We start from the raw sequence: 21,818 nt of genomic DNA, 5'->3' as shown, positions 1-21,818 counted from the left end.
CGGCTACTGATCGTCGCCTTGGTAGGCCTTTACCCCACCAACTAGCTAATCAGACGCGGGTCCATCCATAATCGGTAGCATTTTCAGAGGCCACCTTTCCTTAAACGCTGATGCCAGCTTCTAAGATTATCCGGTATTAGCCCTCGTTTCCAAGGGTTGTCCCGGATTTATGGGTAGGTTACCCACGCGTTACTCACCCGTCCGCCACTAAAAATTTCGCTAAGTAAACTTATTGAAATTCTCCGTTCGACTTGCATGTGTTAGGCACGCCGCCAGCGTTCGTCCTGAGCCAGGATCAAACTCTCCAAAAAAGTTATTTCAACTTCTGTATTGAAGAAGATGATGACTTGCTCATTGTTTCTTTGAAACTCTTGCGAGTTTCTCTCATTGGCTGTCCTTGTTGTTTAGTTTTCAAAGACCATGGTTTAAACTTTGTTTCCAGCACCCGTCTGGGCCGGAATCACATCTTAGCATTTTCAACTCACGTTGTCAATCACTAATTTGTTTGTTCTGATTGATTAGTTCAAAGGTTTTACCCCTTACCTTTTTCAATCGGTTTGCGTCTTTGTGGCGCTCAGTTAGAATACTCCCTTTATCATGTGTTGTCAACAGTTTTTTATGCATTGCTTCATACCACACTAAGGTACTTTAGGTACTAAGGATAGTGGACGAAGTCACAAATAAAAAACTCTCACCGGTTTCGATGAGAGAAAAATTCATGTTGTTGCACCGCTACTATTGATTCCTAATGAACAAGAAACGGCTTGACATCTTCAAGGGCCTTTCTTAAGCCTTCAATGCCCTGTTCACTCATTCTCCCAGAGTTACGCATCCTTTGGAGTAGTTCTTCAGGGGTAATACCCTGCATCTTCATCGTTGTAATGATCTCTTTCTCATCGTTAGATAAATCTTTCCATTCTCGCACAGCTAAAAACACCTCCACTAAACTTAAAACAGTTACCTGTTTGTCTATAGCTTTTGATTCGCAGTATTTTTCTATGCACACAATCTTTTATAAACCTGTTTAAAAGTAACTTCACTTTAAAACGGTGCCCAACGTTCAGTAACTCATTCACGTCAACTTAACGATGAAGCGGATAACTTCCCCACTACATTCACCCCATATCTGACCACCTTGCAACTCTACGATCCCTTTGGCGATTGCCAATCTCAAACCGCCTCCTTTGTCTGCAGTCCGCGATTGTTCAACCCGGTAAAACCTATCAAATAAACGCGCAAGTTCAGCTTGGGGAATGTGTTCTCCGGCATTCTTTATAATCACGAAGACACCATTAACTTCCTTTGAAATTTTTACAACAATTTCGCCAGGTTTATAACTATACTTTACGGCATTAAGCAGTAGGTTCTCAAAAACACGAACTGTCTGATTAACATCGATATTCACAAAGACCTTCTCCTGCGGAATCTCCTTGATTATGACCAAATTGTTTTCCTCGAAGCTAGGTGTATGCTCTTCAAGTAACTGCTCTAATAACTTATTTAAGGAAACCGTTTCAATATCAACTTAACTCCCTTGTTGGCGAGCTTGGTATACTCGAACAAATCTTCGATTACCCCCCCTAGTTTCTCTGATTTATTGTAAACAATATTAACGCAATCGCTAAATTGCTCGTCAGTTTCAAATTTCCGATCTTTAATCAAAGTTAGATAACCCAAGATCGAGGTCAAGGGAGTCCTTAAATCATGAGAGAAATTTGTAATAAGTTCATTTTTAGTTCGCTCAGCTCGCCGTTCTTCCTCGATTTTAAGTTTAAGCTCAGCAGCCATATGATTTATGTTACCCGCTAACGACCCAAGCTCATCCTGGCTTTTCTGGGGTACTCGAAAGTCTAGATTGCCCTTAGATATTTCCAAGACTCCTCCAGCCAATTCATCGATGTAACGCATTTTTCTTCGTGCTAGGACATAAAACAAGGCGATAAACGTAATGAATGCCAATATAGCACCGGCAGGTGTCCTTTAGCCATGAGCGCATTCCCTCCATGTTCACGTAAAAAATCCGATCAAAAATCAGTCCACCTAAAACTATTGCAGATAAGAGATCTAAAATCACATGCTGCTTCACAAATTGAGTTGCTAAAATAATTAAGATTGCGGTATATAAACTAGGGTTACCGCTTACTCAGAAAATCACCGAAATCCAAATGAGTCACTATTGCTAAAGGTTCCTTGATACGTATCCCTTCAATAACCGCTTCAGCCGCTCGCAAATGTCCGTTTCCAAACGCTGCGGAGAATACAAGAATCCTTAAGTGCTTCAAATCCAGTCCTCCCTCTCGACAACTGTTTACCAACAACTTGAGTCATTATAAGGGCTTAGTTCTTAATAAAAGCAAGCCAAAATCTTAGGAAATTCTTAAATTAATCTGTTGTCATTTCATTTTCAGAGTTTAGAGTTGAATGTCTCTATTTGTTTCAAGTTTCTTCGCAACATGATCCTCTGGACGTATTCTTTCGTAATCCCAATGACAACTCATAACGCAAAAAAAGGTTCAGACTGTGCATGAGCACAGCCTAAACCCTAAGAACACGAATGATTGCAGACACCGAAAATTATGAAATAGGTCAATTTCCTTGAGCCGAATATTTTCTCGTTAAATTCATTCGTTGAATATGACATCTGTAGGAATTTCTCGACTTTGTCAAGATGTCGATCCATTCTTCCTTTGTAAACAAGGTGGTTATCTGGGTTCGATCCTCTAATAACAAAAAATATTCACTAGGATAATCCGTCTCAATTACATCTAAAATCCCTTCTGGAAAATCCTCAACATACTTCTTCTTATTATTGGCTCTTTTATAATCCGCTAAATCATTCATAAAAAACCTCACCAGCAGGTGTATATTTATCATAGCAACTAATTTCTCAGGATAAACGGGTTTTAAAATCTTCATAACCGAATTGTCTGATGACTTTAATGCCTTCTGCTTCATTGAAAAGTGCGATGGAAGGTAGATTCACACCATTAAACATATTATTCTTTACCATAGTATAGTGGGCCATGTCACAAAATACAAGCCTATCACCCGGTTTTAAAGGCTGTTTGAAAGAATAATCTCCAATGATGTCTCCAGCAAGACAAGTAAGACCACCCAGTCTGTAGGTATTGGCATATTCATTAGGCTTTCCGGCATCGATAATATTAGGTCTATAAGGCATTTCGAGCACATCCGGCATGTGACATGCTGCCGAAGTGTTCAAAATAGCAATTTCCATGCCATTATCCACTATGTCAAGAACCTCGGCAACTAAAAATCCAGTGTTCAAAGCCACAGCCTCACCCGGTTCCAGGTATATATCTACTCCGTATTTGTCCTGAAGAAACGTTATTGAACGGACCAAGGTTTCAATGTCATAATCAGGTCTAGTGATATGATGTCCACCACCTAAATTGAGCCATTTCATTGTTTTAATATATTCACCAAACTTTTGATCCACCACTTGAATCGTCCGTGCCAAGGTATCCGAATTCTGCTCACACATGGTGTGAAAATGAAGTCCTTCAATGCCATCAAGCTCTTCTGGCCGGAAATTAGACAACGTTACACCGAGTCTTGAATATTGATAGCAGGGATCATAAATCGGCGTCTCTATCTCAGAATATTCCGGATTGATACGAATGCCACAACTTATCTTTTTTGTTTTAACGTTTTTTACTTTGTCCTTAAACCGATTCCATTGATCAAATGAATTGAAGGTAATATGATCACAATTGCTGAGGATTTGATCAAATTCTCCCTCAACATATGCTGGAGCATAAATATGAACTTCTTTTCCCATCTCTTCATAACCCAGCCTAGCCTCAAACAAGGAGCTTGCTGTGACACCTTTAAGATAGTTGCCAACTAAAGGAAATAACGAATGCATGGAAAATCCTTTTAAAGCAAGAAGAATGTTGCATCCCGTACGTTGTTGCACGGAATGCAGTAGTTCAAGATTTCTTAAAAAGAGTCTTTCATCGACAATATAACTAGGAGTTGGTAGGGCACTGATATCAATGTCCATTATACACCTCAATCAAGGAGAGTTGGCGAGAAATTTTCCTGCCACGGTAGACCACACTTATTTAAAGCCTCCATAAACGGATCGGGATCAAATTCTTCAATATTGAAGACACCGGGTTTTTTCCAAATACCTTTGAGCATTAACATTGCTCCAATCATGGCTGGAACCCCAGTTGTATATGATATAGCCTGTGAACCAACCTCTGCATAACATTCTTGATGATCACAAACATTGTAAACATAATAGGTCTTGGGCTTTCCGTCTTTAATTCCTTGCATAATGCAACCGATATTCGTTTTCCCTTTCGTTCTTGGCCCGAGGGAAGCTGGATCAGGAAGCACAGCCTTTAAAAATTGCAAAGGAATGATCTGTTGCCCCTCAAAATCTATGGGCTCAATCGAAGTCATGCCAACATTTTCGAGGACATGTAAGTGATTAAGATAATTGTCAGAGAAAGTCATCCAAAATCTTATCCGCTTAATTCCCTTTAAATTAATGGCTAGAGATTCTAGTTCTTCATGATACATAAGATAAATGCTTTTTGGGCCTATCTCCGGGAGGTCATAAACCTTTTTCAAAGAAAGAGGAACAGTTTCGACCCACGAACCGTTTTCATAGTACCTTCCGTTCGCCGTAATTTCGCGAATATTTATTTCAGGGTTAAAATTTGTAGCAAAAGGATATCCATGATCGCCAGCGTTGGCATCCACAATATCAATAGAATGAATTTCATCAAAATAGTGTTTCTGGGCATAGGCACAAAAGACGCCTGTAACTCCAGGGTCAAAACCACTTCCTAACAGCGCAGTGATACCTGCTTGAGCAAATTTCTCCCGATAAGCCCACTGCCATTTGTATTCGAACTTAGCTACATCAGGTGGTTCATAATTCGCAGTGTCAAGATAATCAACACCGGTAGCCAGGCAGGCATCCATAATGGTTAAGTCCTGATAAGGGAGCGCAAGGTTAATGACAATATCCGGCTTAAAGCTTTTTATCAAATCAATGACCATTTCTGTATTATCCGCATCAAGCTGAGCCGTATGAATTTTTGTGCCGCTCCCAACCAATTTGTTCTTGATAGCTTCACATTTTTCGACAGTTCTGCTCGCGATACAAATCTCTTCAAATACATCTGGATTCTGGCAACATTTATGAATAGCAACACTGGCAACTCCGCCAGCGCCAATAATCAAAGCTTTTCCCATTTAAACACCCTCCAATCACTTATACAACAATGCAAATTATACATAAACCACTACAAATAATCAATAATACGACAAAAAATGAGAATACAATCAGCTACTCATGACATCCCGAGGCATTGACGCTAAACTTCTCTGCAATCAGATCACACAGCCCTTTGGCGTCATCTAAACCATAACATGGAACACCCTTGTCCAATGTTATATCCGCTGCAATAGCCATCAACTCCTCAGGCTCACAAAGGAGCTCTTGATGTGCTTCAGAACGAAAGACCTCAATTTTCGCCTTATTTGCGCGCTTATACCCTTCTGTGAAAATTAGATCTACCCCACGAATCCGACTTATTACTTCATCAAGAGGCTTGTCTTCGTCAACGCTTTCCAAAATGGCAATTTTTCGGGGTGAAGAGATCACCACCATATCTGCACCCGCCTGAGCATGTCGCCAAGTATCTTTGCCTGGCTTGTCCATATCAAACTCATGAACATCGTGTTTTACCGTAGCAACTCGCCATCCCCTACATTTAGCTTCCTTTAAAAGCTTCTCAAGTAGCGTAGTTTTTCCCACATCGGATTTCCCGACAACTGATACGACAGGGATTTGTTGTGGGTGATTCATTTCTATCGCGTATTCCGGCTTCAAAACCACTTCTCCCTTCATTTCTTATGGTTAATTAACTATTAGTTTTCCTGTATCTCGACCGTCATATCCTCCAAGTCCCTATACAATCTCTTTGAAATTTTCACTTTTGAATGACCCTTAGAAGGGTTGCATCCGTGAATCGAGCTCGAGATTATTTTTAATGTGCGAGCAAGCTCAAGATATTCATCCTTTTTTAAATCAGATATGAACGCTTTATTTGCATTATCCGAAATATTGATGAGCTGTTCAAGGACACTTTCACCTGACTCTGTCATCATTATGCTATATATCCTGCGGTCATTTAGATCGATGTTTCTAATTACATATCCTTTTCTCACTAACAAGTCCAAGATTCTGGTTACATTCGTTTTTCTTTAAGGCATGAACGGGCCAAGTCAGTTTGTGATACTCCTGGATTATGATACACAGCATTTAGGATTGCCCATTGTTCTGTTGTTATATCTAAATTGTTGCCTTTTATTAACTTAGTAAAATAGGATTTCATAAAATAGTTGGTTTTTGCGACTATGAAACCTAAAGAATTGTCGATATTAAAATCTTTCATAGATTACTCCTTTTTCATTTCGTAAACAGTAAAACTATTAAAGCACAAATATCAGATAAAAAATAAAGGGGCTATAGCCCCTTTCCCGCTTGGTTAAATTCTTTCTGCAATTTGCAACCAGGTTTTTGTCGTCAAAAAGCTTTCTTCTACTTGCTCTTCTAACTCTAAAAACCGTTTAAAGGGGATGCTAAACGAAAGGATATCTTTGTCAATGAATTTACGTGCCGAGGGATCAGTTAGCCCTATAAAGCACTTCGGATTCTCAGCCTCCACTTGATCTAGTGCATAAAGTACGGACTGATGACAGCCGGCGCCAAAATCGACTTTAACATTATCTTAGGTCGGTTTATCGTAATTGGCAAGATACACCAGAGCGGAAAGTTGATCAGCATTGGCAAGGAAAATGATAACCTCCGGTGTTTCTCCTTCAACTAATTCTTCCAAAGGTTTGAAGACAATATACGTTTTTGGAGTGACGAACAGTAATCCGGTTAAAAACTTTGCGGCTAGCACAGGATTCTTTTTATAAAATTCTCCTTCTTTCACCTACCCCGCCAGTAGACAAAAAATACTCCATAAAATCCAATTCGAACTATTTAAAGCCTAGGCCCACTGCTCCTCCCCCACAGCCAGTGGTTTTAGAGTCAAATACAACGCTGCGACCTTTTGTTGCAGCATTTAACATTGAGGTTACGCAGCCCCACCTTCCCTCCTGAAATTCTAGAGCGCCCTCAGGTTTTATATCTGTTCGAAATACGGCAACCGGTTGGGTTCTGAGTTTTATGGCATTGGCGATCTCACTTTCATCTTTTGACACTTCCTTTATAATTGTTTGTTTATTCCTATGCTATATATTGTGGTTATCACAATTGTAGATATAGCAACTACCTTTGTTAACTGATTATATGTTCCTATGATTTTGATGTCATGGATACAATATTGAACTAGCCTACCCTCATTAGGGTGAGCTAGTTCAAGACTTTTAACAGTTAAATGAACTTTGGAGATATGTGGGAAGGATCTCGGGCGAAAGCGACGGGAATCGGCGGATCCTTCACTTTAGGTGATTGAGAAAGTATCGATAATAATGCTCATACCCGTTTACCTGAGTTGGCTCGTTCCCATTCTGATAGTGGTTAATACTAAAGGCTACGAACCCACTAACATAATCTGAGGTCTTCGATAATTGCTTAAGAATTCGACGATGCGGAGCTGGTATATTTCCTCCCGAAGTCTCCTCAAACGTTTCGGTGACTGCATAAAGATTCAGGCCAATTTCATTGGCAGCCTTTTGTGTGTAGGAATAGATTTCGTCCAAATCCCCTAACGTGTTAAAGCCAGCTCCGATACTATCTTGCAAAGCAAGGATATCAATCCCCGTATCATTAAAAATATGACGAACTGAATTGGACCAAAGTGTCAAGGTCACAGGCCCTGACAACCGACCATTATAAAACGGGGCGATCATAATCGTTTTCATACTAATTGAATGAATGCTTCCAGCTATTTTTTTGAGTAATAAATTTAAATTGGCTTGTTGGACATTATTCAGAGCCATCAAAGGGTGAATTTCATAGGGAATGTACCAACCCGCAAAGGCTCGATGCCCACCATACATTGTTGCAATTTCTCTTACGATTACTGTATTAACCTCTGCCTCATGGTCTAACCATTCTTGCTCATGTGTGTCTATTGACCACCAGTCATTGTTAAACCCCAAACCAATTCGGACATTCATGCCAATGCTATCAGCAGCAGACAAGGCCGTTTCAATCATATCAGTACTGTTGCTTGAATACCCTTCCATTTTTGTCGGATACACTGCGTAATATGATTTTGTATCGACGGTACTCTGAAGGATTATTTCGTGAATGCCTATCTTTTGTAACATTCGATATTCTTCAATCCATCGATCACAGTCCCAATTCTGGCAATACCAATATTGAATGAAAGAACTACTAAATATTGGCTGAATCTTACGAAATCGCCGGAACAAGCGCCTAAAGCCTTTCCACCAATTGTAAAGCACCCGCCATATCTTCTTCATCTCTTTTCAACCCTTTTTAGATTTTTTCTATTTACTTTCGGCTGAATCTTTCCTTGCCACTAAATGAGCAGATTCTCTTTTACTTACTGTATTCAATGAACCACTCATTCGGACTGTTCAAATCTGTACCCTAACAAATAAGAAGGGTTAGCGCCAAACGCCAACCCCACAACATCACTGCTTTCATCAAGAAACATGGAAAACTTCGATCAACATTGTAAAATAAACAAGAGCAATCATCACCATGCTTACGGTCAAGGGAAACCCAATTTTTAGATAGGTTGAAAAACCGATCTCCACGTTTTGCTTTTTAGCAAGCTCTACCACAATCAAATTGGCAATTGAACCAGTCAGAGTAAGATTTCCTGCAAGCGTACTAAAAATTGCCATTACAGCCCACCAAATAGCACCTGTTTCTGGGGGGATCAAGGATTTCAGCAACATGACAGCGGGTACATTGCTTACCACATTGGAAAGTACCACGGTCAAAGCTGAAAACACAGGTAGGCTTTGGATATTTTTCATCCATGGCATATTAATCAGGAGCATTAGCAGGCCGCTATGTTCTACCCCACCAATAATTACGAATAAGCCGATAAAAATAACTAAAAGATTGAAGTCAATTCCTGAATAGACTTTATTAGGTTTAATCCGTCGAGTTATTAGCAAATAAGCAGCTCCTGAGCTTGCCACAATCGCCGGATCGAATCCTGCTAAAAATCCAGCTAAAACTAGAACGACTACAGCTAAGCCCTTCTTTATTAAATACCAGTGAATAGCCCCGGTCAACGGAAGAGACTCCGGGAGTGGGCCGATCAGTTCCATCCGATACACCCTTACTATCGTCAAGTAAATAAGTGCCAACCCAAGCAGTGTTAGCGGCATGGCTAACATCATGTACCAAGCAAAATGGATTCGGGAAAGGCTGCCAATCAGGATATTCTGCGGATTACCGATCAATGTGCCAGCGCTACCAATATTTGAAGCGGTAGCTACACCGAGCAAGTAAGGAACTGGATTTAAGTTTACTTGCCTACAAATCATGATTACAATTGGGGTAAAAAGTAAACAGACAATATCATTGATGAAAAAGGCGGACAAAATCCCTGTTGTGACAATCACCATGATCAGCAATTGCTTTTTAGTATGTAAACGGTTCAGAAACTGGTTTCCAGCCATTTGGAAGAACCCAGAAACGTTTAGGTAGGACGTCATTATCATCATAGAAAACAAAAGAACGATTGTCCGATAATCAATCGTTCGAGCCGCCTGATCGAAACTGATTACTCCTGTGGCGATAATCAGGGATGCACCAATAATTGATGCACCGGCTCTATCTACTCTAAACACTGGGCTTTTTCCAAGGGTAAAAACAAGCAAGGTCAATGATAGGATTATGGCCGAAAAAAGCAAAATTCAACCCAACTTTCTCTGCATCTCGCTGACTTGTATCTATATCTTGGTTCTATAGTCGTTCTTGAACTGCACCCTGGTCTGGACCCTTCTTTGTTTTACGATCTAAATATTTGTTACATTTCTCTAAAAAGGTTTTTATTGCTTTCTCTTCATCCTGCTTTTTATCGAGGGTCATATTTCCTCTTCCCAACCTATCACACAATCCAAGAAGTGCTACCTCTTCGATGGAAACCTCAGAAGCCATCCTATCAACATCCGCAAAAGGTAACCCCTTGGTAACAAAGAGTATTTGCATATGCCACCTTACCATTTTCGATACTTGATTAATAAACTCATTATCACTAGTAAATTCCTTGAGAAATTTAACAGAAAGCCTCTCTCCCAATTTATCATGGTCATAGGAGGTTATTTTCCCCTTTATAGACTTCGTTGCGGATGCTTTACCCAAATCATGGAGCAAAGCAGACCACATGAGCACCTTCGGATTTTGGCTAAGATGTCTCCTTTTCCCTGCATTATCTAAAACTAACATTGTGTGATTCCAAACATTACCTTCTGGATGATGTTGCGGAGATTGGGGAACTCTCATTAGGTCACCCAGTAATGTGTAAGGGTATTTTACTCCGAATATTCCTGTCTTGCTTAATTCCGCAAAGTAGTTTGAAGGTTTATTATCACTCATTAAATGCGTCTCGAATTCAAGAAATGTTTGCATGTTTCATCTTCCTTTTGTCGTTATTCTTGCATCCTACATTCTGGAAACTCAGAATTTTTTCTCTATAACAAAAGACACCCAATTTCTTGAATGCCTTTACCGTTATATTAATATTGGACATCTCTTAAGAATAAGCCTTTTGCTTGAGCTAAGGGACCCGCTTCCCATCGCTTCTTTTCATTTAATATTTTTTCAACATCACTTGGTCTAAGATTACCTTTACCTACTTCAATAAGTGTACCCACAATGATTCTTACCATATTCAACAAGAATCCATCTCCATTAACTTCGATTGTTAAAAGTCCATCCTTTTCAATTATATTGATAAAATTAATCGTTCTGACCATCGATTTATCACTATTTCTGGAGTTAGTAAAACTCTGGAAATCATGACTGCCAATTAAGACCTCTGAAGCATTTCTCATTTCGATTAAATTAAGTTTCTCCGCAAGGTGATATGTGTACTTTCTATTAAACACATCTCTGGACTTGTTGTTATTTATTTTGTAGACATAAGTTTTGGATTTTACATTATATCTAGCATGGAATCTCTCAGCTACATTTTCTATGGTTTTTACCACTATATCTTCTGGTAAATACTCATATAAATAATCTAACATTGTGTTAATACTAAAAGCACACTTAGTATGAAAATTTGCAATGTAATTTTCAGCGTGTACTCCAGAATCAGTTCTTCCACAACCCACTAGCTGAATAGCCTCTCCCGTCATCTTTGATAAGACAGCTTCAATTTTACCTTGTATCGTTAGATCAGTATCTTTTTGTTTTTGCCATCCTTTATATTTGAACCCGTCATAAGTTATCGTCATTTTTAAATTCCTCATAAGTTCCACCTTTAATTTATTTTCAGGTACCATTTTTCGCTCCAAACGCAAGAGTTCACGCTCCCTCTGTATCTATTTATAGATACATGTTAGTATACTACAATAATCGTCAGAGGTGTATTTAGTGAGGTCTATGTTTTCCATAATAGTCTCACCACTGAACCATAAACTCATGCAAGGCCTACTTATTGTAAACGGCACAACTCTACAGGGCAATGATCAGACCCCATTACGGATGTATTGCTCTATTTTTTAGGGGAGTATAGTATAAAGTACAATAGATAATTGTCTATTTGATATGGAGTGATTAAAATTGTCGGAAATACTTATAAATGTATCACGGGGACCCTTAGTTGAATCCTGTCATAGAGGAGATGCTGTCGTAGTAGACAAAAGTGGTAAAGTTTTATCATATATAGGAGATCCTTATAAGGTTACCTTTATCCGATCCGCCGGAAAACCACTTCAAACAATCAATGTTATCTTAAGCGGTGCAGCAAAAAGGTTTGGTTTCAGTGATGCTGAGCTCTCTATTATGTGTGCATCACATTATGGAGAACAATTCCATCGGGAGACAGTTATAGGAATTTTGAAAAAGATCGGCCTATCTATTGATTCACTTCTATGTGGAACTACCCTTTCAATTGATCAGGCGTATGCCCTTGAACTCGTTTCACAGAATTTCAAACTTAATCCAACGAATTCAGACTGCTCAGGAAAACACGCCGGCATGCTTGCCACCTGCATTCACTTAGGTCTTAGTATCCATGACTATACCCACGAAAACCATCGTCTTCAAAAGGACATCTTGAAAACTGTTGCAAGCATCTGTGAAATTGATGAAAACTATATCTCTCTAGGAACTGACGGATGTTCAGTGCCAGTCTATGGCATGCCACTTTACAATATGGCACTTGGATTTGCCAAACTCGCAAATCCCCACGATTTAGATGAAGGATATAAGCATGCCTGTGAGCAAATATTTAGGGCAATGAATAAACACCCTGAAATGCTGGCAGGAACCGATGGTTTTTGTACAGAGTTGTTAAAACATACCCATGGAAAACTTGTAGGTAAGCTCGGCGCAGAGGGAGTTTATTGCATCGGTGTTAAAGGTAGGGATATCGGGTTAGCCATTAAAATTGAAGATGGGAACTACAGCAGAGCTTTGTGGCCAGTTGTTATGAGGTGCCTTGAAGATTTAAATGTTCTAGATGAGGAAGAACTCAATTCCCTGGGGAAGTATAGAGAACTTGCTAATAGAAATAATTTCGGCGATACCATTGGAAAAGTGTCTCCTGTATTCAATCTAAAACCTATTAATAAACCGGCCCGAACTATGTAGACACTCTGTCTACCCTTTCAGAGAGGTTAGTACAATTACCGCTAAAAGCCTTTAAACATTGGTTATTGAGGAGATATTTATGCTTGATGTTTGCTTGTTGGGAACGGGGGGGATGATGCCACTGCCAGGTAGGTGGCTGACATCCCTTCTGTTAAAGTCTAATGGAAGAATGATTCTAATCGATTGTGGTGAAGGGACTCAGATCCCGCTGAGAATGGCCGAATGGGGGTTCAAAGCGATTGATGCCATTCTCTTTACCCATTATCATGCGGATCATATAGCTGGACTACCCGGACTACTTCTTTCAATAGGTAATTCAGGAAGGGAAGAACCGTTAACGTTGATGGGGCCTCCAGGAATACAGAAAATTGTTGAGGGTTTAACGGTCATTTCACCTGTATTACCCTATGATTTGAGATTAATCGAGCTTTCAGACATCGAAAGTGCCGAGACATGCATCAGCAATATTCAAATTAAGAGTATACCTGTTGATCATACTCTTCCCTGTTTATCCTATTGTATTGAGCTTAGAAGGCGGAATAAATTTGATGTTGAACGTGCTAAGAAATTAAACATTCCTGTAAACTACTGGAATAGTCTTCAAAAAGGTTTGACAATTACACTTGAAAACAAAACTCTAAGCCCCGAAATGGTTCTTGGTGAAGTAAGGAAAGGGATTAAAGTTTGTTATTGTACTGATACAAGGCCGACAGAAGACTTAGTTGAGTTTATTAAAGACTCAGACCTTTTTATTTGTGAAGGAATGTATGGTGATGAAGACAACTTGTGCAAAGCTGTGCAGAAAAAGCATATGCTGTTTTCTGAAGCTGGATTACTCGCAAAACAAGGAAGAGCAAAAGAACTCTGGCTTACTCACTATAGCCCCTCATTAACAAGGCCAGAAGACTATATTGAGTCTGCGAGAACAATATTTACAAATACTATAGTGGGAAGGGATTTACTGACTAAGACAATAAAGTATATTGATTAATATACTTTATTGTCTATGCCCTGTTTCAATGAGCTATTTTACTTTAGAGCCAAACTCTAATTAACATTATTCCTACCACACTTTCTATTGATCCCTGACATCTGCGATGCCGTGTATATATGGCTCATCTACGATCACTTCCGTGTCAGACTAGAGCTGACCAAGATATTCTTGGTACATAGCAGGAAAGATTCGTACGAAAGTGGAAATACACTTCCAGATTGTTAACCATGTTTCGTACGAAAGGAAAGGAGAATAAAAGTTAATGGCCAAACTTGAGTATCGTCTACTTGACATCGAAAATGGTTATCCAGCGCTTTATCATTATAACTCTATCCCCAGAGATGAAATAGTGACCCGTTTTCTATGTGACTATTTTATTAAAGATGGCGTAGTGTATGAGAAAACATCGAATGCAATTGAACCGCCACTCCATGTCATCTATGTGAAAAAGGCAACCGATGAAATTCCGATTCCCATGAATCGTCGTTCGACGGTTGGAATGGGTTTTATCGTTATGGAAATCAGAGAATACAGAGAGGATGCCAACGAATATCCTATAATACAAAACATGGAGTTGAGTGATTTAACAGATATCGCCATAATTGGTCAGTGCAACTATTTGACGTTAGAAGGCGTGGAGTGGGAGCAAACGTCTTTAGAAGTGGATGAGGATAGACAGACCTATGTTCTCTATGTAAAAAAGACGAGTTAATTTACAAGAAAGGGGAAAAAAAGTGAATAAGAGTTCTAAAATGGTAAGTTTATTTCTTTCAACAGCCTTGGTACTAGGCACCTCGGGATGTACTCCTACAGAACAAAAAGTTGTTTACGATAAAGATGGCAATCCGATCGTTCTGCAAGACAATCACAGTCAGGGATTCTTCAGCGGTTTTTTCGGTCCCTTCGGTCCTTTAGGGCCATTTGGATTTTTTAGTGGACGTGGATCTGGCTCTGGAACTGTACGGAATCCTGGTGTTTCATCGGGTGGCTCTGGAGTTTCTGGAAGTTCTTCTAACTCGGATGAAGTGGATGGTTCAGGCACCACTAAAAGTAAATCAGGCATTACAGGAGTTTCCCCCTGGGGGCGTAGTGGCTCAACGAGCACATCGGGTGGGAGTAGTTCCGCGGCGGGAGGGACAGGAATTACGAGTGGTTCTCATGGCGGGATTGGCGGAGGTGGATCGAGTGCCAGCTGAGCTGCCCTATGAGAAACTAAGAGAACAGCTTTACGGTCCGCTTAGATCAGTTTTTTCATGGGATTGGATGAATGGAACGGAGTACGGACTGGCAGTAATTCATCCAATTACTCAGCAATTCCGTCAAGAGATTGCTTTTGCAACCGAGGCCTTAGGCGGTATTTATGCAAAAACTGTACTTGCCGTACAGAGCGCAGATGATGCATTATTACGAGAGTTAGGAATTCCTGAGGAAGCATTGCTTGCCGTTCGAGTGCTCGTTAAGCCCGAAATGGTGACGGTGATCGGTCGCTTTGATTTTGTGCAGACGGCCGAAGGGATTAAAATGATTGAATTTAACGCAGATACGCCGACCAGTGTCGTAGAAGCTTTCTTTGTTAACGCCAAAGCTTGCAGGTTTTTCGGGGTAGAAAACCCGAACGAAGGAGTTAATGGGCAAATACAAGAAGCTTTCGGTAGTATAATTGAAACGTATCAAAAACAGGGTTATGCTACTAACTCCATAGTTTTTAGCGCCTTGGGCTGGCATGATGAGGACCGGGACACCGTGAAGTATTTATTGAATCATTCCGGCCTGTCGGCACAGTTTGTAGCGCTCGAGGACTTGAGGATTTCTGAAGACCGGTTGTGTGCTCTGGCCGAGGAGCAACTCGTACCCATTGATGTGTGGTATCGTCTTCATGCCTTAGAGAAACTCGCTGAAGACAATGATGAGAGAGATCGATACCCGACGGGGGCACACGTCCTTGATTTGGTAGCTAGAGGTAAACTAGCAATTATCAATCCACCCTCAGCATTTGTAGCGCAAACCAAGGCACTTCAAAGCTTGATCTGGAATTTACATGAAACTGGTGAGTTTTATACGACTGAAGAACATCAGTGGATTGAGACTTATATGCTTCCTACCTATATGGAAAACCGGTTTCTAAACAAGGAACCATATGTGACCAAGCCCATCTTTGGCCGAGAGGGTGGGGCTGTTAGTCTATTTGAAGCGGACGGCCAACTTGTTGAAAAGGATAAGGATGACTTCTATTGGGATCAACCGATGATTTATCAGAAAAGGGTTGATATGGAAGTGGTTGAAAGTAATACTTTGAGTGGGCCTTATCAAGGAAGGCTGCTATGGGGTTCTTTTTTGGTCGGAGGCAAAGCTTCAGCTGTAAGTGCCCGTATCGGGGAGCGAATCACCGGCAATCTCTCGTGTTTCTTGCCTATATGTCTAAAAACTATTAAGGAGGAAGATGGTAAATGTATCTGATTAACTTTCTTAAGTATTTAGGGGTCACGATTCCTTTGATGTTATTAGCTGTGATGCTCTTTACATACACAACACCCTACAAAGAATTTCAGATTATGGCTTTCGGGGATGATCTGGAAAATCCGCAGAAGGTCGCTGCTGCCAAAGCCGTGGCATTTGATTTAGGAGGTAAGATTCTGGGCCTTGCTATTCTCCTTGCATCAGCCATTTATCACTCGGTAGACCTCCTAGATATGACTGTTTGGACACTGACCGGAACCGTCTTCTTAATTATCGTATACTGGCTCTTTGAATTATTAACCCCTACTATTAAGGTACGTCGTGAAATACCTAATGGTAATGTGGCGGTCGGTATTTTCTCTTTCTGTTTAAGTATAGCAACGGGAATACTAATGGCTTCGTTAATTAGTTATTAATTTCTTAACCTAAGGATAGACTCAAGGCTAGAAGCCGTAACTCATGTTTCCAAGCTGAGCCCTTATAGAATCTTTCACATTATGTATTGCCTCTCGAAACGTTTCCAGTAAAATTTATTCCAATTTTTGCATTGAATCCTCATAGATATAGAAGTATATTAAGTGTATAGATTAACCGCCACAAATTAATTATGTTTTTTCAGGGGAGCTGGATGAGGCCGGCTGAGATAAAGACCCAATAAAGTCTTTGACCCTATAACCTGACCCGGATAATGCTGGCGTAGGGATGGAAAAATCAGTAATGTGAATCATTACAAATGTTTTTACCGCAACCTATTTTAGGATTGCGGTTTTATTTTTTTAAAGAGGAGGCAAAACAAATGATCGGAAAAGTAAATGATGATTTCTTTGAAAAAAATATCTTATCCTTTACTGGAGAACAAAAACCCGAGGTCATCATTGGGCCAAGTATGGGTGTCGATGCGGCGATTCTCAAAATTGGCGATCGTTATATGGCTATAGCCGAAGATCCCATCTTCCCTAGTATGACCATGTCAGCTGATGATTTCGCATACGTCACTGTGCATATTGGAGCAAGTGATGTTGCGGTAATGGGAATTAAACCCCAATTTATGACTTATTCCCTACTTCTACCTCCCGGTACAGAAGACAATTATACAGGAGAACTGATTAAGAGTATCAGTAAATATGCCAGCGAATTAGGAATTTCCATCGTTGGTGGACATACAGGATATTACGGGGCAGTAGTCGTACCTACTATCGGAGGAATTACGGTTTGGGGGCTCGCTGATGAGTATATCTCGCCTAAGGGGGCTCAAGTAGGTGATGACGTTCTAATCACCAAAGGTGCTGCGATCGAGGCAGGAGCTTTACTTGGTTATGAACATAAAAATTTTCTGTCCACCGTCTTAGCCCCTTCTCTAGTCAACAAAGCTGCGGAAAGAATGAAAGATGTATCTGTTGTAAAGGATGCCCACATAGCGTCGACTGTTGGTGGGGTTCACGCCATGCATGACGCTACAGAAGGTGGCGTTATGAGAGGTTTATGGGAGGTAGCCCAGGCTTCAGGTAAAGGAATGCTAATTGATAAGAATAAGATATTTGTTCCTGAAGACATCGCTGCTCTGTGTAATTATTTTAAGCTTGATCCATTAGAAATCATCAGTGAAGGAACATTGGTCTTAACCTGTTCTACTAAAAAAACTGCCGAATTGATGGCCGCTTTTGCCGAACAAGGGATAGACTCTGCTATAGTGGGTAAAGTCACGTCCCCAGACAAAGGTTGTTACTATATGGATAACGGTGAAAAATATGAACTCATTCCGCCTCCGATTGATAAATTCTGGGATGTGTTTTTTAGCCCACTGCTCTCACCAGAGAGCCCTTCAATTCAAGAAACAAATGGAACTTCAATAAAGCTATGTACAGAGCTCCAAGCATGTGTAAGCATACTCTGTCAAGAGAACATCTATAGAATGCTACCGGAAATTGGGGCAAACATTGCCTATGCATCTCCAATGAGCAAATCACTTGATGAAATAGCCGGTATTCCAGGCAGAATTCTCCGTTATAAAAACACCACCGTTACACTGGGTCTACCTGAACTCGGAGGTTCCGTGAACATGGGTGAAACATTGTTAAGTCTTCGCAAATATTCCCCTCAGACACGTTGCCTTATTAATCTGAGAAACACCCCTGCTATTCTTCAGGCTTCTAGTAAGGCGGGTTTAACGGTATCCAAAATGCCTACTGCCTTAGACTACAGGCAAAATGAAGGTGATTTTATTCGGGATCTGGAAGGAATGTTTATGGAAACTGATATACTCCCGGATGTTATCTCCATTCCTGATAGAATAAACTTGGAGATTCTAATTCTGATCCTAGCCGAAACCCTTGATGAATTGACTGAAAAGATATTAAAGATAAACTCATTATTAAACTAAGGGCGAGAACTTTTGAAGATACCTATAAAAACTTTCTGCTCCTGCTCTCTGTTCCCTTATGTCCTCCACTCTTTATACAGGTTACATGGCCCACATTACTTAGGAGGAACTGATATCAGTTACATCGTTGGCCTCTTAGCCGGTGTTCTGGGGGTTCAATTAATCAAAAGTCACCAAGAAAATCGACTCAATCTCGCCTACCACAGGCATAGGCAAACAAAAAAGGAAAACATAGGAGCAGGTACATTCTTTCTCACGAAAATGTACCTGCTCCTATGTTTTCTTGACCCCACAATGCCGTTGGACTATTTGGTTTCTGACCCTGCTCTCGCAGGTGGGCGTCTTCACTTTACAGTTCAGTCTTCCCTTTCCTAAAAAGGGCTTGACCTACTAGGAAAGATTATTAAACTCCCGGTCATCTATATAGGATCAAAACCAAATAAAAATCTTCGTACATCGCAGGAAGGATATATAATGTTATTTCCTTGCGGCGTATTGCTATTGTAGCAAGATAAATTTTTTAATGCATTAGTTGATTATTGGTTATAATGACAGCTATATCCTGTCTCTCTATACTCCCCAATTAGTCTTTCTGTAGTATTAAATCAGATTCGATTTACTTGCCAAAACAATTCCCCAGCTATAACATATGGTTATATACAACTAGGGAGGTTGAATTTATGTCCCATTTACTTAAACCATTACAAGCAGGCCCGTTAACTCTAATTAACCGTTTAGTAATGCCACCCATGGCTACCGCGAAAGCAGATCCCAATGGGAAAGTAAACCAGTCAATTCTAGACTACTATGCAGAAAAATCCGAAGGCGGCTACCTTTCGCTTATAATCATTGAACACAGTTTTATCAAGTTAGATGGGAAAGCAAGTGACCTACAGCTTTCCGTTTCAGACGACAGCATGGTTGAAGGCCTAAAGAAATTAGCGGAGGTCATTCACCGTAATGGCTCTAAGACTATGATGCAAATAAATCATGCTGGAAGCAATACTACTCAAGAAATTACCGGAACTACCCCAGTAGCTCCTTCAGCAGTTTCACACCCACGTAGAGGGGGTATGCCAAATGAGCTTACCCGCGAGGGAATTGCGAATATCATCAGTGCCTTTCAAAATGCAGCTCGACGTACTAAGGAGGCTGGCTTCGATGGCGTAGAAATCCATTCCGCCCATGGTTACCTTCTCAATCAATTTTTCTCCCCGCTAACCAACAAACGTACCGATGAATATGGTGGAAATGTACATAATCGTATTCGTCTCCACCTGCAAGTCATAGAAGCGGTACGCGCCGCAGTAGGTGACGATTTCCCAATTCTTTTACGATTAGGTGCGTCTGATTTTAGAGAGGGCGGAATTATTATCGAGGATAGTCAAGTCGCCGCCAAAGAATTTGAAAAGGCCGGTGTAAATATTCTTGATATTTCCGGCGGTTTCTCAGGATATATGGTACCTGACCTTAGCGGACAAGGCTATTTTGCACCGCTCAGCGAAGCCATCAAAAAGATAGTCTCCATTCCGGTAATTCTCACGGGTGGAATTACCGAAGTACAAGCAGCCGAACAATTGCTAGCTGAAAAGAAAACAGACCTCATTGGTGTAGGAAGGGCGATCCTTCAAAATTCCAAATGGGCAGAGCAGGCTATCAATAGCATGCTCAATTAACGCTAAAAGCCTTTAATCATTGGTTATTGAGGACATATTTATGCTTGATGTTTGTTTATTCGGAACAGGTGGCTGGCATCCCTTGTAAAGGTCTAATTGAAAAATGATTCTAGATGGCGGCTCTCCTATTTCTGATGGAAATAGGAGGGTTCCTTGCGTTGTCAATTAAGCGGAGTTTTAGTTGCAAGCTGCGTTAGGTCATAAATGAAATACCTATAGGGTCAAAAGTATGTTTATCTATGACAACGATTTAAACTTCCCTGCAATTTTATGGATCCCTGGTTCCCCGTAGCACTATTGGCTGGAAAAACCCTTATTATTGTATCCGGTGTCAATGATGCGGCAGTCGGAAAAAAGGTAGTTCCTGAAAAAGTAGGCGGAGTTTGAGGTGATGGGTATAGTTGTTGGCGTGAAGTAACCTGATTAGGAAGGTTTACTTCTGCAATCAATATATCAAACCCAACAGGTAGAGCATCCATCACCGCCATAACACTGATTGCTTGTGTTCCTACGAAACTAGTATAAACAAGAGCTACTCCCGCTACACCTAATTCGGCGGGTTGAACAAGATCCAGTGTGACACAGCAAGGAAAGGGAATTTGACCTGGAACACATAATATATCACCCGAAAAAATAACGTTAGGGTCAGTAATATGAGGATTTGCTCTGACGAGTTCCGATAAATTGATCCTAAAAATACTCGATATGATAAACATTGTATCCCCAGGATTGACAGTATAGTGTCCGGCATAATTGGTAGGGCATGCGGCAGGAACGCGTGGCATTCTTATCACCCCTTTATAGATTTGGCTATATAATATGGAGGAATTTCTACACTGACACTTTTGAGTACTTCATCTACAATATCTTTGATGTACATATTCGCCACAGTGACTTTCCGAGTTGGACTAAACTGGTCAATCCATCCGAATACATTGTTCCATGCCATGTACAGTATTAGTTCGCGATGTAAATATAGCAAAAAGAGACGATTCTAATAAATCGTCTCTTAAATAAGATCGGTGTTAACTACACACCCTTAAACTTCCGCTTCTGTCAATTTCGCCAGTCCTTGATTTGCTGGAGCCATTAACCGGGATTGAACCGGTGACCCCAAAAATAGTATTTAACCCCACAATGCCGTTGGACTAATTTGGTTTCTGACCCTGCTCTCGCAGGTGGGCGTCTTCACTTTACAGTTCAGTCTTCCCTTTTCCTAAAAAGGGCTTGACCTACTAGGAAAGATTATTAAACTCCCGGTCATCTATATAGGATCAAAACCAAACATAAGTCTTCGTACATCGCAGGAAGTATATTTAACGCATTTCCTTGCGGCATATTGCTATTTTAGCAAGATACATCTGTTAATGCATTAGTTGATTATTGGCTATAATGACATCTATATCCTGGTCCCACTATATCCCCTCACGTATCATATACCTTGCAACGCTCGTTTAAATCGATAGTTATATCTAGGAAGATAATTGCACATTATCCTCACCT

General features: G+C 40.5%; 22 protein-coding genes, 1 rRNA gene, 2 other RNA genes, 3 pseudogenes and 1 riboswitch. Of the genes and pseudogenes, 8 read left to right on the top strand and 20 right to left on the bottom strand.

Annotated features, from left to right (window positions below; genetic code table 11):
- The 17 genes and pseudogenes from E4K68_RS15645 to truA form a co-directional block, all read right to left on the bottom strand.
- A 16S ribosomal RNA gene (locus tag E4K68_RS15645) occupies positions 1 to 311 on the bottom strand; the annotation flags it as partial.
- Positions 312 to 745: 434 nt separating this feature from the next.
- A complete protein-coding gene (locus tag E4K68_RS15640; protein WP_243450408.1) occupies positions 746 to 1,006 on the bottom strand; it encodes a hypothetical protein in 261 nt (86 codons plus the stop codon).
- A gap of 66 nt (positions 1,007 to 1,072) precedes the next feature.
- The gene (locus tag E4K68_RS15635; protein ID WP_158291440.1) at positions 1,073 to 1,405 is read right to left on the bottom strand and encodes an ATP-binding protein; all 333 of its coding nucleotides are present in this window, start codon (positions 1,403 to 1,405) and stop codon (positions 1,073 to 1,075) included.
- 95 nt (positions 1,406 to 1,500) lie between these two features.
- Positions 1,501 to 1,959, bottom strand: coding sequence for a histidine kinase dimerization/phospho-acceptor domain-containing protein (locus tag E4K68_RS15630; RefSeq protein WP_135379855.1), 459 nt, complete (start codon positions 1,957 to 1,959; stop codon positions 1,501 to 1,503).
- Positions 1,892 to 2,116: pseudogene (locus tag E4K68_RS21165) on the bottom strand (hypothetical protein); the annotation flags it as partial. The pseudogene E4K68_RS21165 and the gene E4K68_RS15630, both read right to left, overlap by 68 nt.
- A gap of 19 nt (positions 2,117 to 2,135) precedes the next feature.
- Positions 2,136 to 2,282, bottom strand: a pseudogene (locus E4K68_RS15620) (UDP-N-acetylglucosamine--LPS N-acetylglucosamine transferase); the annotation flags it as partial.
- 304 nt (positions 2,283 to 2,586) lie between these two features.
- Entirely contained in the window at positions 2,587 to 2,841 is a 255-nt protein-coding gene (locus tag E4K68_RS15615) for a hypothetical protein (protein ID WP_135379854.1), read from the bottom strand.
- A gap of 46 nt (positions 2,842 to 2,887) precedes the next feature.
- Positions 2,888 to 4,027 (bottom strand): carboxynorspermidine decarboxylase, encoded by a 1,140-nt coding sequence (gene nspC, locus E4K68_RS15610; RefSeq protein ID WP_199241794.1) that lies wholly within the window; start codon positions 4,025 to 4,027, stop codon positions 2,888 to 2,890.
- An 8-nt stretch (positions 4,028 to 4,035) separates the two neighbouring features.
- The gene (locus E4K68_RS15605; protein WP_135379852.1) at positions 4,036 to 5,235 is read right to left on the bottom strand and encodes a saccharopine dehydrogenase family protein; all 1,200 of its coding nucleotides are present in this window, start codon (positions 5,233 to 5,235) and stop codon (positions 4,036 to 4,038) included.
- Between the two features lie 94 nt (positions 5,236 to 5,329).
- On the bottom strand, positions 5,330 to 5,851 hold the full coding sequence (gene mobB / locus E4K68_RS15600; RefSeq protein ID WP_135379864.1) for a molybdopterin-guanine dinucleotide biosynthesis protein B: 522 nt from the start codon (positions 5,849 to 5,851) through the stop codon (positions 5,330 to 5,332).
- A gap of 62 nt (positions 5,852 to 5,913) precedes the next feature.
- Entirely contained in the window at positions 5,914 to 6,213 is a 300-nt protein-coding gene (locus E4K68_RS21160; RefSeq protein ID WP_243450407.1) for a hypothetical protein, read from the bottom strand.
- 20 nt (positions 6,214 to 6,233) lie between these two features.
- Positions 6,234 to 6,440, bottom strand: a complete 207-nt coding sequence (locus tag E4K68_RS21155) for a helix-turn-helix domain-containing protein (protein ID WP_243450406.1) — start codon at positions 6,438 to 6,440, stop codon at positions 6,234 to 6,236.
- 93 nt (positions 6,441 to 6,533) lie between these two features.
- Positions 6,534 to 7,257: pseudogene (locus E4K68_RS15590) on the bottom strand (DUF169 domain-containing protein).
- Between the two features lie 237 nt (positions 7,258 to 7,494).
- A complete protein-coding gene (locus E4K68_RS15585) occupies positions 7,495 to 8,487 on the bottom strand; it encodes a DUF4434 domain-containing protein (protein WP_135379851.1) in 993 nt (330 codons plus the stop codon).
- A gap of 186 nt (positions 8,488 to 8,673) precedes the next feature.
- Entirely contained in the window at positions 8,674 to 9,837 is a 1,164-nt protein-coding gene (locus E4K68_RS15580) for an SLC13 family permease (protein ID WP_243450405.1), read from the bottom strand.
- Between the two features lie 115 nt (positions 9,838 to 9,952).
- Complete coding sequence (locus tag E4K68_RS15575; protein WP_135379849.1) at positions 9,953 to 10,618, bottom strand: HD domain-containing protein; 666 nt, start codon at positions 10,616 to 10,618, stop codon at positions 9,953 to 9,955.
- A gap of 107 nt (positions 10,619 to 10,725) precedes the next feature.
- Positions 10,726 to 11,463 (bottom strand): tRNA pseudouridine(38-40) synthase TruA, encoded by a 738-nt coding sequence (gene truA / locus E4K68_RS15570; protein ID WP_199241798.1) that lies wholly within the window; start codon positions 11,461 to 11,463, stop codon positions 10,726 to 10,728.
- A 313-nt stretch (positions 11,464 to 11,776) separates the two neighbouring features.
- Between truA and E4K68_RS15565 the strand changes: the two genes are divergently transcribed.
- The 7 genes from E4K68_RS15565 (at position 11,777) to E4K68_RS15535 (ending at position 18,639) form a co-directional block, all read left to right on the top strand.
- Complete coding sequence (locus E4K68_RS15565; RefSeq protein WP_135379848.1) at positions 11,777 to 12,808, top strand: asparaginase; 1,032 nt, start codon at positions 11,777 to 11,779, stop codon at positions 12,806 to 12,808.
- Between the two features lie 79 nt (positions 12,809 to 12,887).
- The gene (locus E4K68_RS15560) at positions 12,888 to 13,799 is read left to right on the top strand and encodes a ribonuclease Z (protein ID WP_135379862.1); all 912 of its coding nucleotides are present in this window, start codon (positions 12,888 to 12,890) and stop codon (positions 13,797 to 13,799) included.
- A gap of 265 nt (positions 13,800 to 14,064) precedes the next feature.
- Positions 14,065 to 14,514, top strand: coding sequence for a hypothetical protein (locus E4K68_RS15555; RefSeq protein ID WP_135379847.1), 450 nt, complete (start codon positions 14,065 to 14,067; stop codon positions 14,512 to 14,514).
- Between the two features lie 22 nt (positions 14,515 to 14,536).
- Complete coding sequence (locus E4K68_RS15550; protein WP_135379846.1) at positions 14,537 to 14,998, top strand: hypothetical protein; 462 nt, start codon at positions 14,537 to 14,539, stop codon at positions 14,996 to 14,998.
- Positions 14,892 to 16,259, top strand: coding sequence for a glutathionylspermidine synthase family protein (locus E4K68_RS15545; RefSeq protein ID WP_243450404.1), 1,368 nt, complete (start codon positions 14,892 to 14,894; stop codon positions 16,257 to 16,259). The genes E4K68_RS15550 and E4K68_RS15545 overlap by 107 nt, the downstream gene beginning before the upstream one ends.
- Positions 16,250 to 16,675 (top strand): DUF350 domain-containing protein, encoded by a 426-nt coding sequence (locus tag E4K68_RS15540; RefSeq protein WP_135379845.1) that lies wholly within the window; start codon positions 16,250 to 16,252, stop codon positions 16,673 to 16,675. The genes E4K68_RS15545 and E4K68_RS15540 overlap by 10 nt, the downstream gene beginning before the upstream one ends.
- Positions 16,676 to 16,866: 191 nt before the next feature.
- Positions 16,867 to 16,980, top strand: a riboswitch (TPP riboswitch).
- Between the two features lie 75 nt (positions 16,981 to 17,055).
- Positions 17,056 to 18,639 (top strand): thiamine-phosphate synthase family protein, encoded by a 1,584-nt coding sequence (locus E4K68_RS15535; protein ID WP_135379844.1) that lies wholly within the window; start codon positions 17,056 to 17,058, stop codon positions 18,637 to 18,639.
- Between the two features lie 284 nt (positions 18,640 to 18,923).
- On the opposite strand, the gene ssrS (E4K68_RS15530) is transcribed toward E4K68_RS15535, so the two are convergent.
- Positions 18,924 to 19,107: non-coding RNA, 6S RNA (gene ssrS / locus E4K68_RS15530), on the bottom strand.
- Positions 19,108 to 19,319: 212 nt separating this feature from the next.
- Here ssrS (E4K68_RS15530) and E4K68_RS15525 point away from each other — a divergent pair.
- Positions 19,320 to 20,315 (top strand): NADH:flavin oxidoreductase, encoded by a 996-nt coding sequence (locus tag E4K68_RS15525; RefSeq protein WP_135379843.1) that lies wholly within the window; start codon positions 19,320 to 19,322, stop codon positions 20,313 to 20,315.
- A 233-nt stretch (positions 20,316 to 20,548) separates the two neighbouring features.
- Here the strand turns inward: E4K68_RS15525 and E4K68_RS15520 are convergent, their stop codons facing one another.
- Together E4K68_RS15520 and ssrS (E4K68_RS15515) are read right to left on the bottom strand one after the other, a co-directional pair.
- Positions 20,549 to 21,100: a LysM domain-containing protein gene (locus E4K68_RS15520; protein WP_135379842.1), complete on the bottom strand. Its 552-nt coding sequence runs from the start codon at positions 21,098 to 21,100 to the stop codon at positions 20,549 to 20,551.
- A gap of 340 nt (positions 21,101 to 21,440) precedes the next feature.
- Positions 21,441 to 21,628, bottom strand: a non-coding RNA gene (gene ssrS, locus E4K68_RS15515) — 6S RNA.
- Positions 21,629 to 21,818: the final 190 nt, after the last annotated feature.

Source organism: Desulfosporosinus sp. Sb-LF, from assembly GCF_004766055.1.
GTDB lineage: Bacteria > Bacillota > Desulfitobacteriia > Desulfitobacteriales > Desulfitobacteriaceae > Desulfosporosinus.
This window is presented reverse-complemented; position numbering and strand designations above follow the sequence as displayed.

Excerpts from the sequence above, each read along its gene's own strand:
- E4K68_RS15605 (WP_135379852.1), bottom strand. The coding sequence starts at position 5,235 with ATGGGAAAAGCTTTGATTATTGGCGCTGGCGGAGTTGCCAGTGTTGCT.
- E4K68_RS15585 (WP_135379851.1), bottom strand. The coding sequence starts at position 8,487 with ATGAAGAAGATATGGCGGGTGCTTTACAATTGGTGGAAAGGCTTTAGG.
- E4K68_RS21155 (WP_243450406.1), bottom strand. The coding sequence starts at position 6,440 with ATGAAAGATTTTAATATCGACAATTCTTTAGGTTTCATAGTCGCAAAA.
- E4K68_RS15525 (WP_135379843.1), top strand. The coding sequence starts at position 19,320 with ATGTCCCATTTACTTAAACCATTACAAGCAGGCCCGTTAACTCTAATT.
- E4K68_RS15520 (WP_135379842.1), bottom strand. The coding sequence starts at position 21,100 with ATGCCACGCGTTCCTGCCGCATGCCCTACCAATTATGCCGGACACTAT.
- E4K68_RS15540 (WP_135379845.1), top strand. The coding sequence starts at position 16,250 with ATGTATCTGATTAACTTTCTTAAGTATTTAGGGGTCACGATTCCTTTG.
- E4K68_RS15535 (WP_135379844.1), top strand. The coding sequence starts at position 17,056 with ATGATCGGAAAAGTAAATGATGATTTCTTTGAAAAAAATATCTTATCC.
- mobB (WP_135379864.1), bottom strand. The coding sequence starts at position 5,851 with ATGAATCACCCACAACAAATCCCTGTCGTATCAGTTGTCGGGAAATCC.
- E4K68_RS15615 (WP_135379854.1), bottom strand. The coding sequence starts at position 2,841 with ATGAATGATTTAGCGGATTATAAAAGAGCCAATAATAAGAAGAAGTAT.
- E4K68_RS15560 (WP_135379862.1), top strand. The coding sequence starts at position 12,888 with ATGCTTGATGTTTGCTTGTTGGGAACGGGGGGGATGATGCCACTGCCA.
- nspC (WP_199241794.1), bottom strand. The coding sequence starts at position 4,027 with ATGGACATTGATATCAGTGCCCTACCAACTCCTAGTTATATTGTCGAT.
- E4K68_RS15555 (WP_135379847.1), top strand. The coding sequence starts at position 14,065 with ATGGCCAAACTTGAGTATCGTCTACTTGACATCGAAAATGGTTATCCA.
- truA (WP_199241798.1), bottom strand. The coding sequence starts at position 11,463 with ATGAGGAATTTAAAAATGACGATAACTTATGACGGGTTCAAATATAAA.
- E4K68_RS15575 (WP_135379849.1), bottom strand. The coding sequence starts at position 10,618 with ATGCAAACATTTCTTGAATTCGAGACGCATTTAATGAGTGATAATAAA.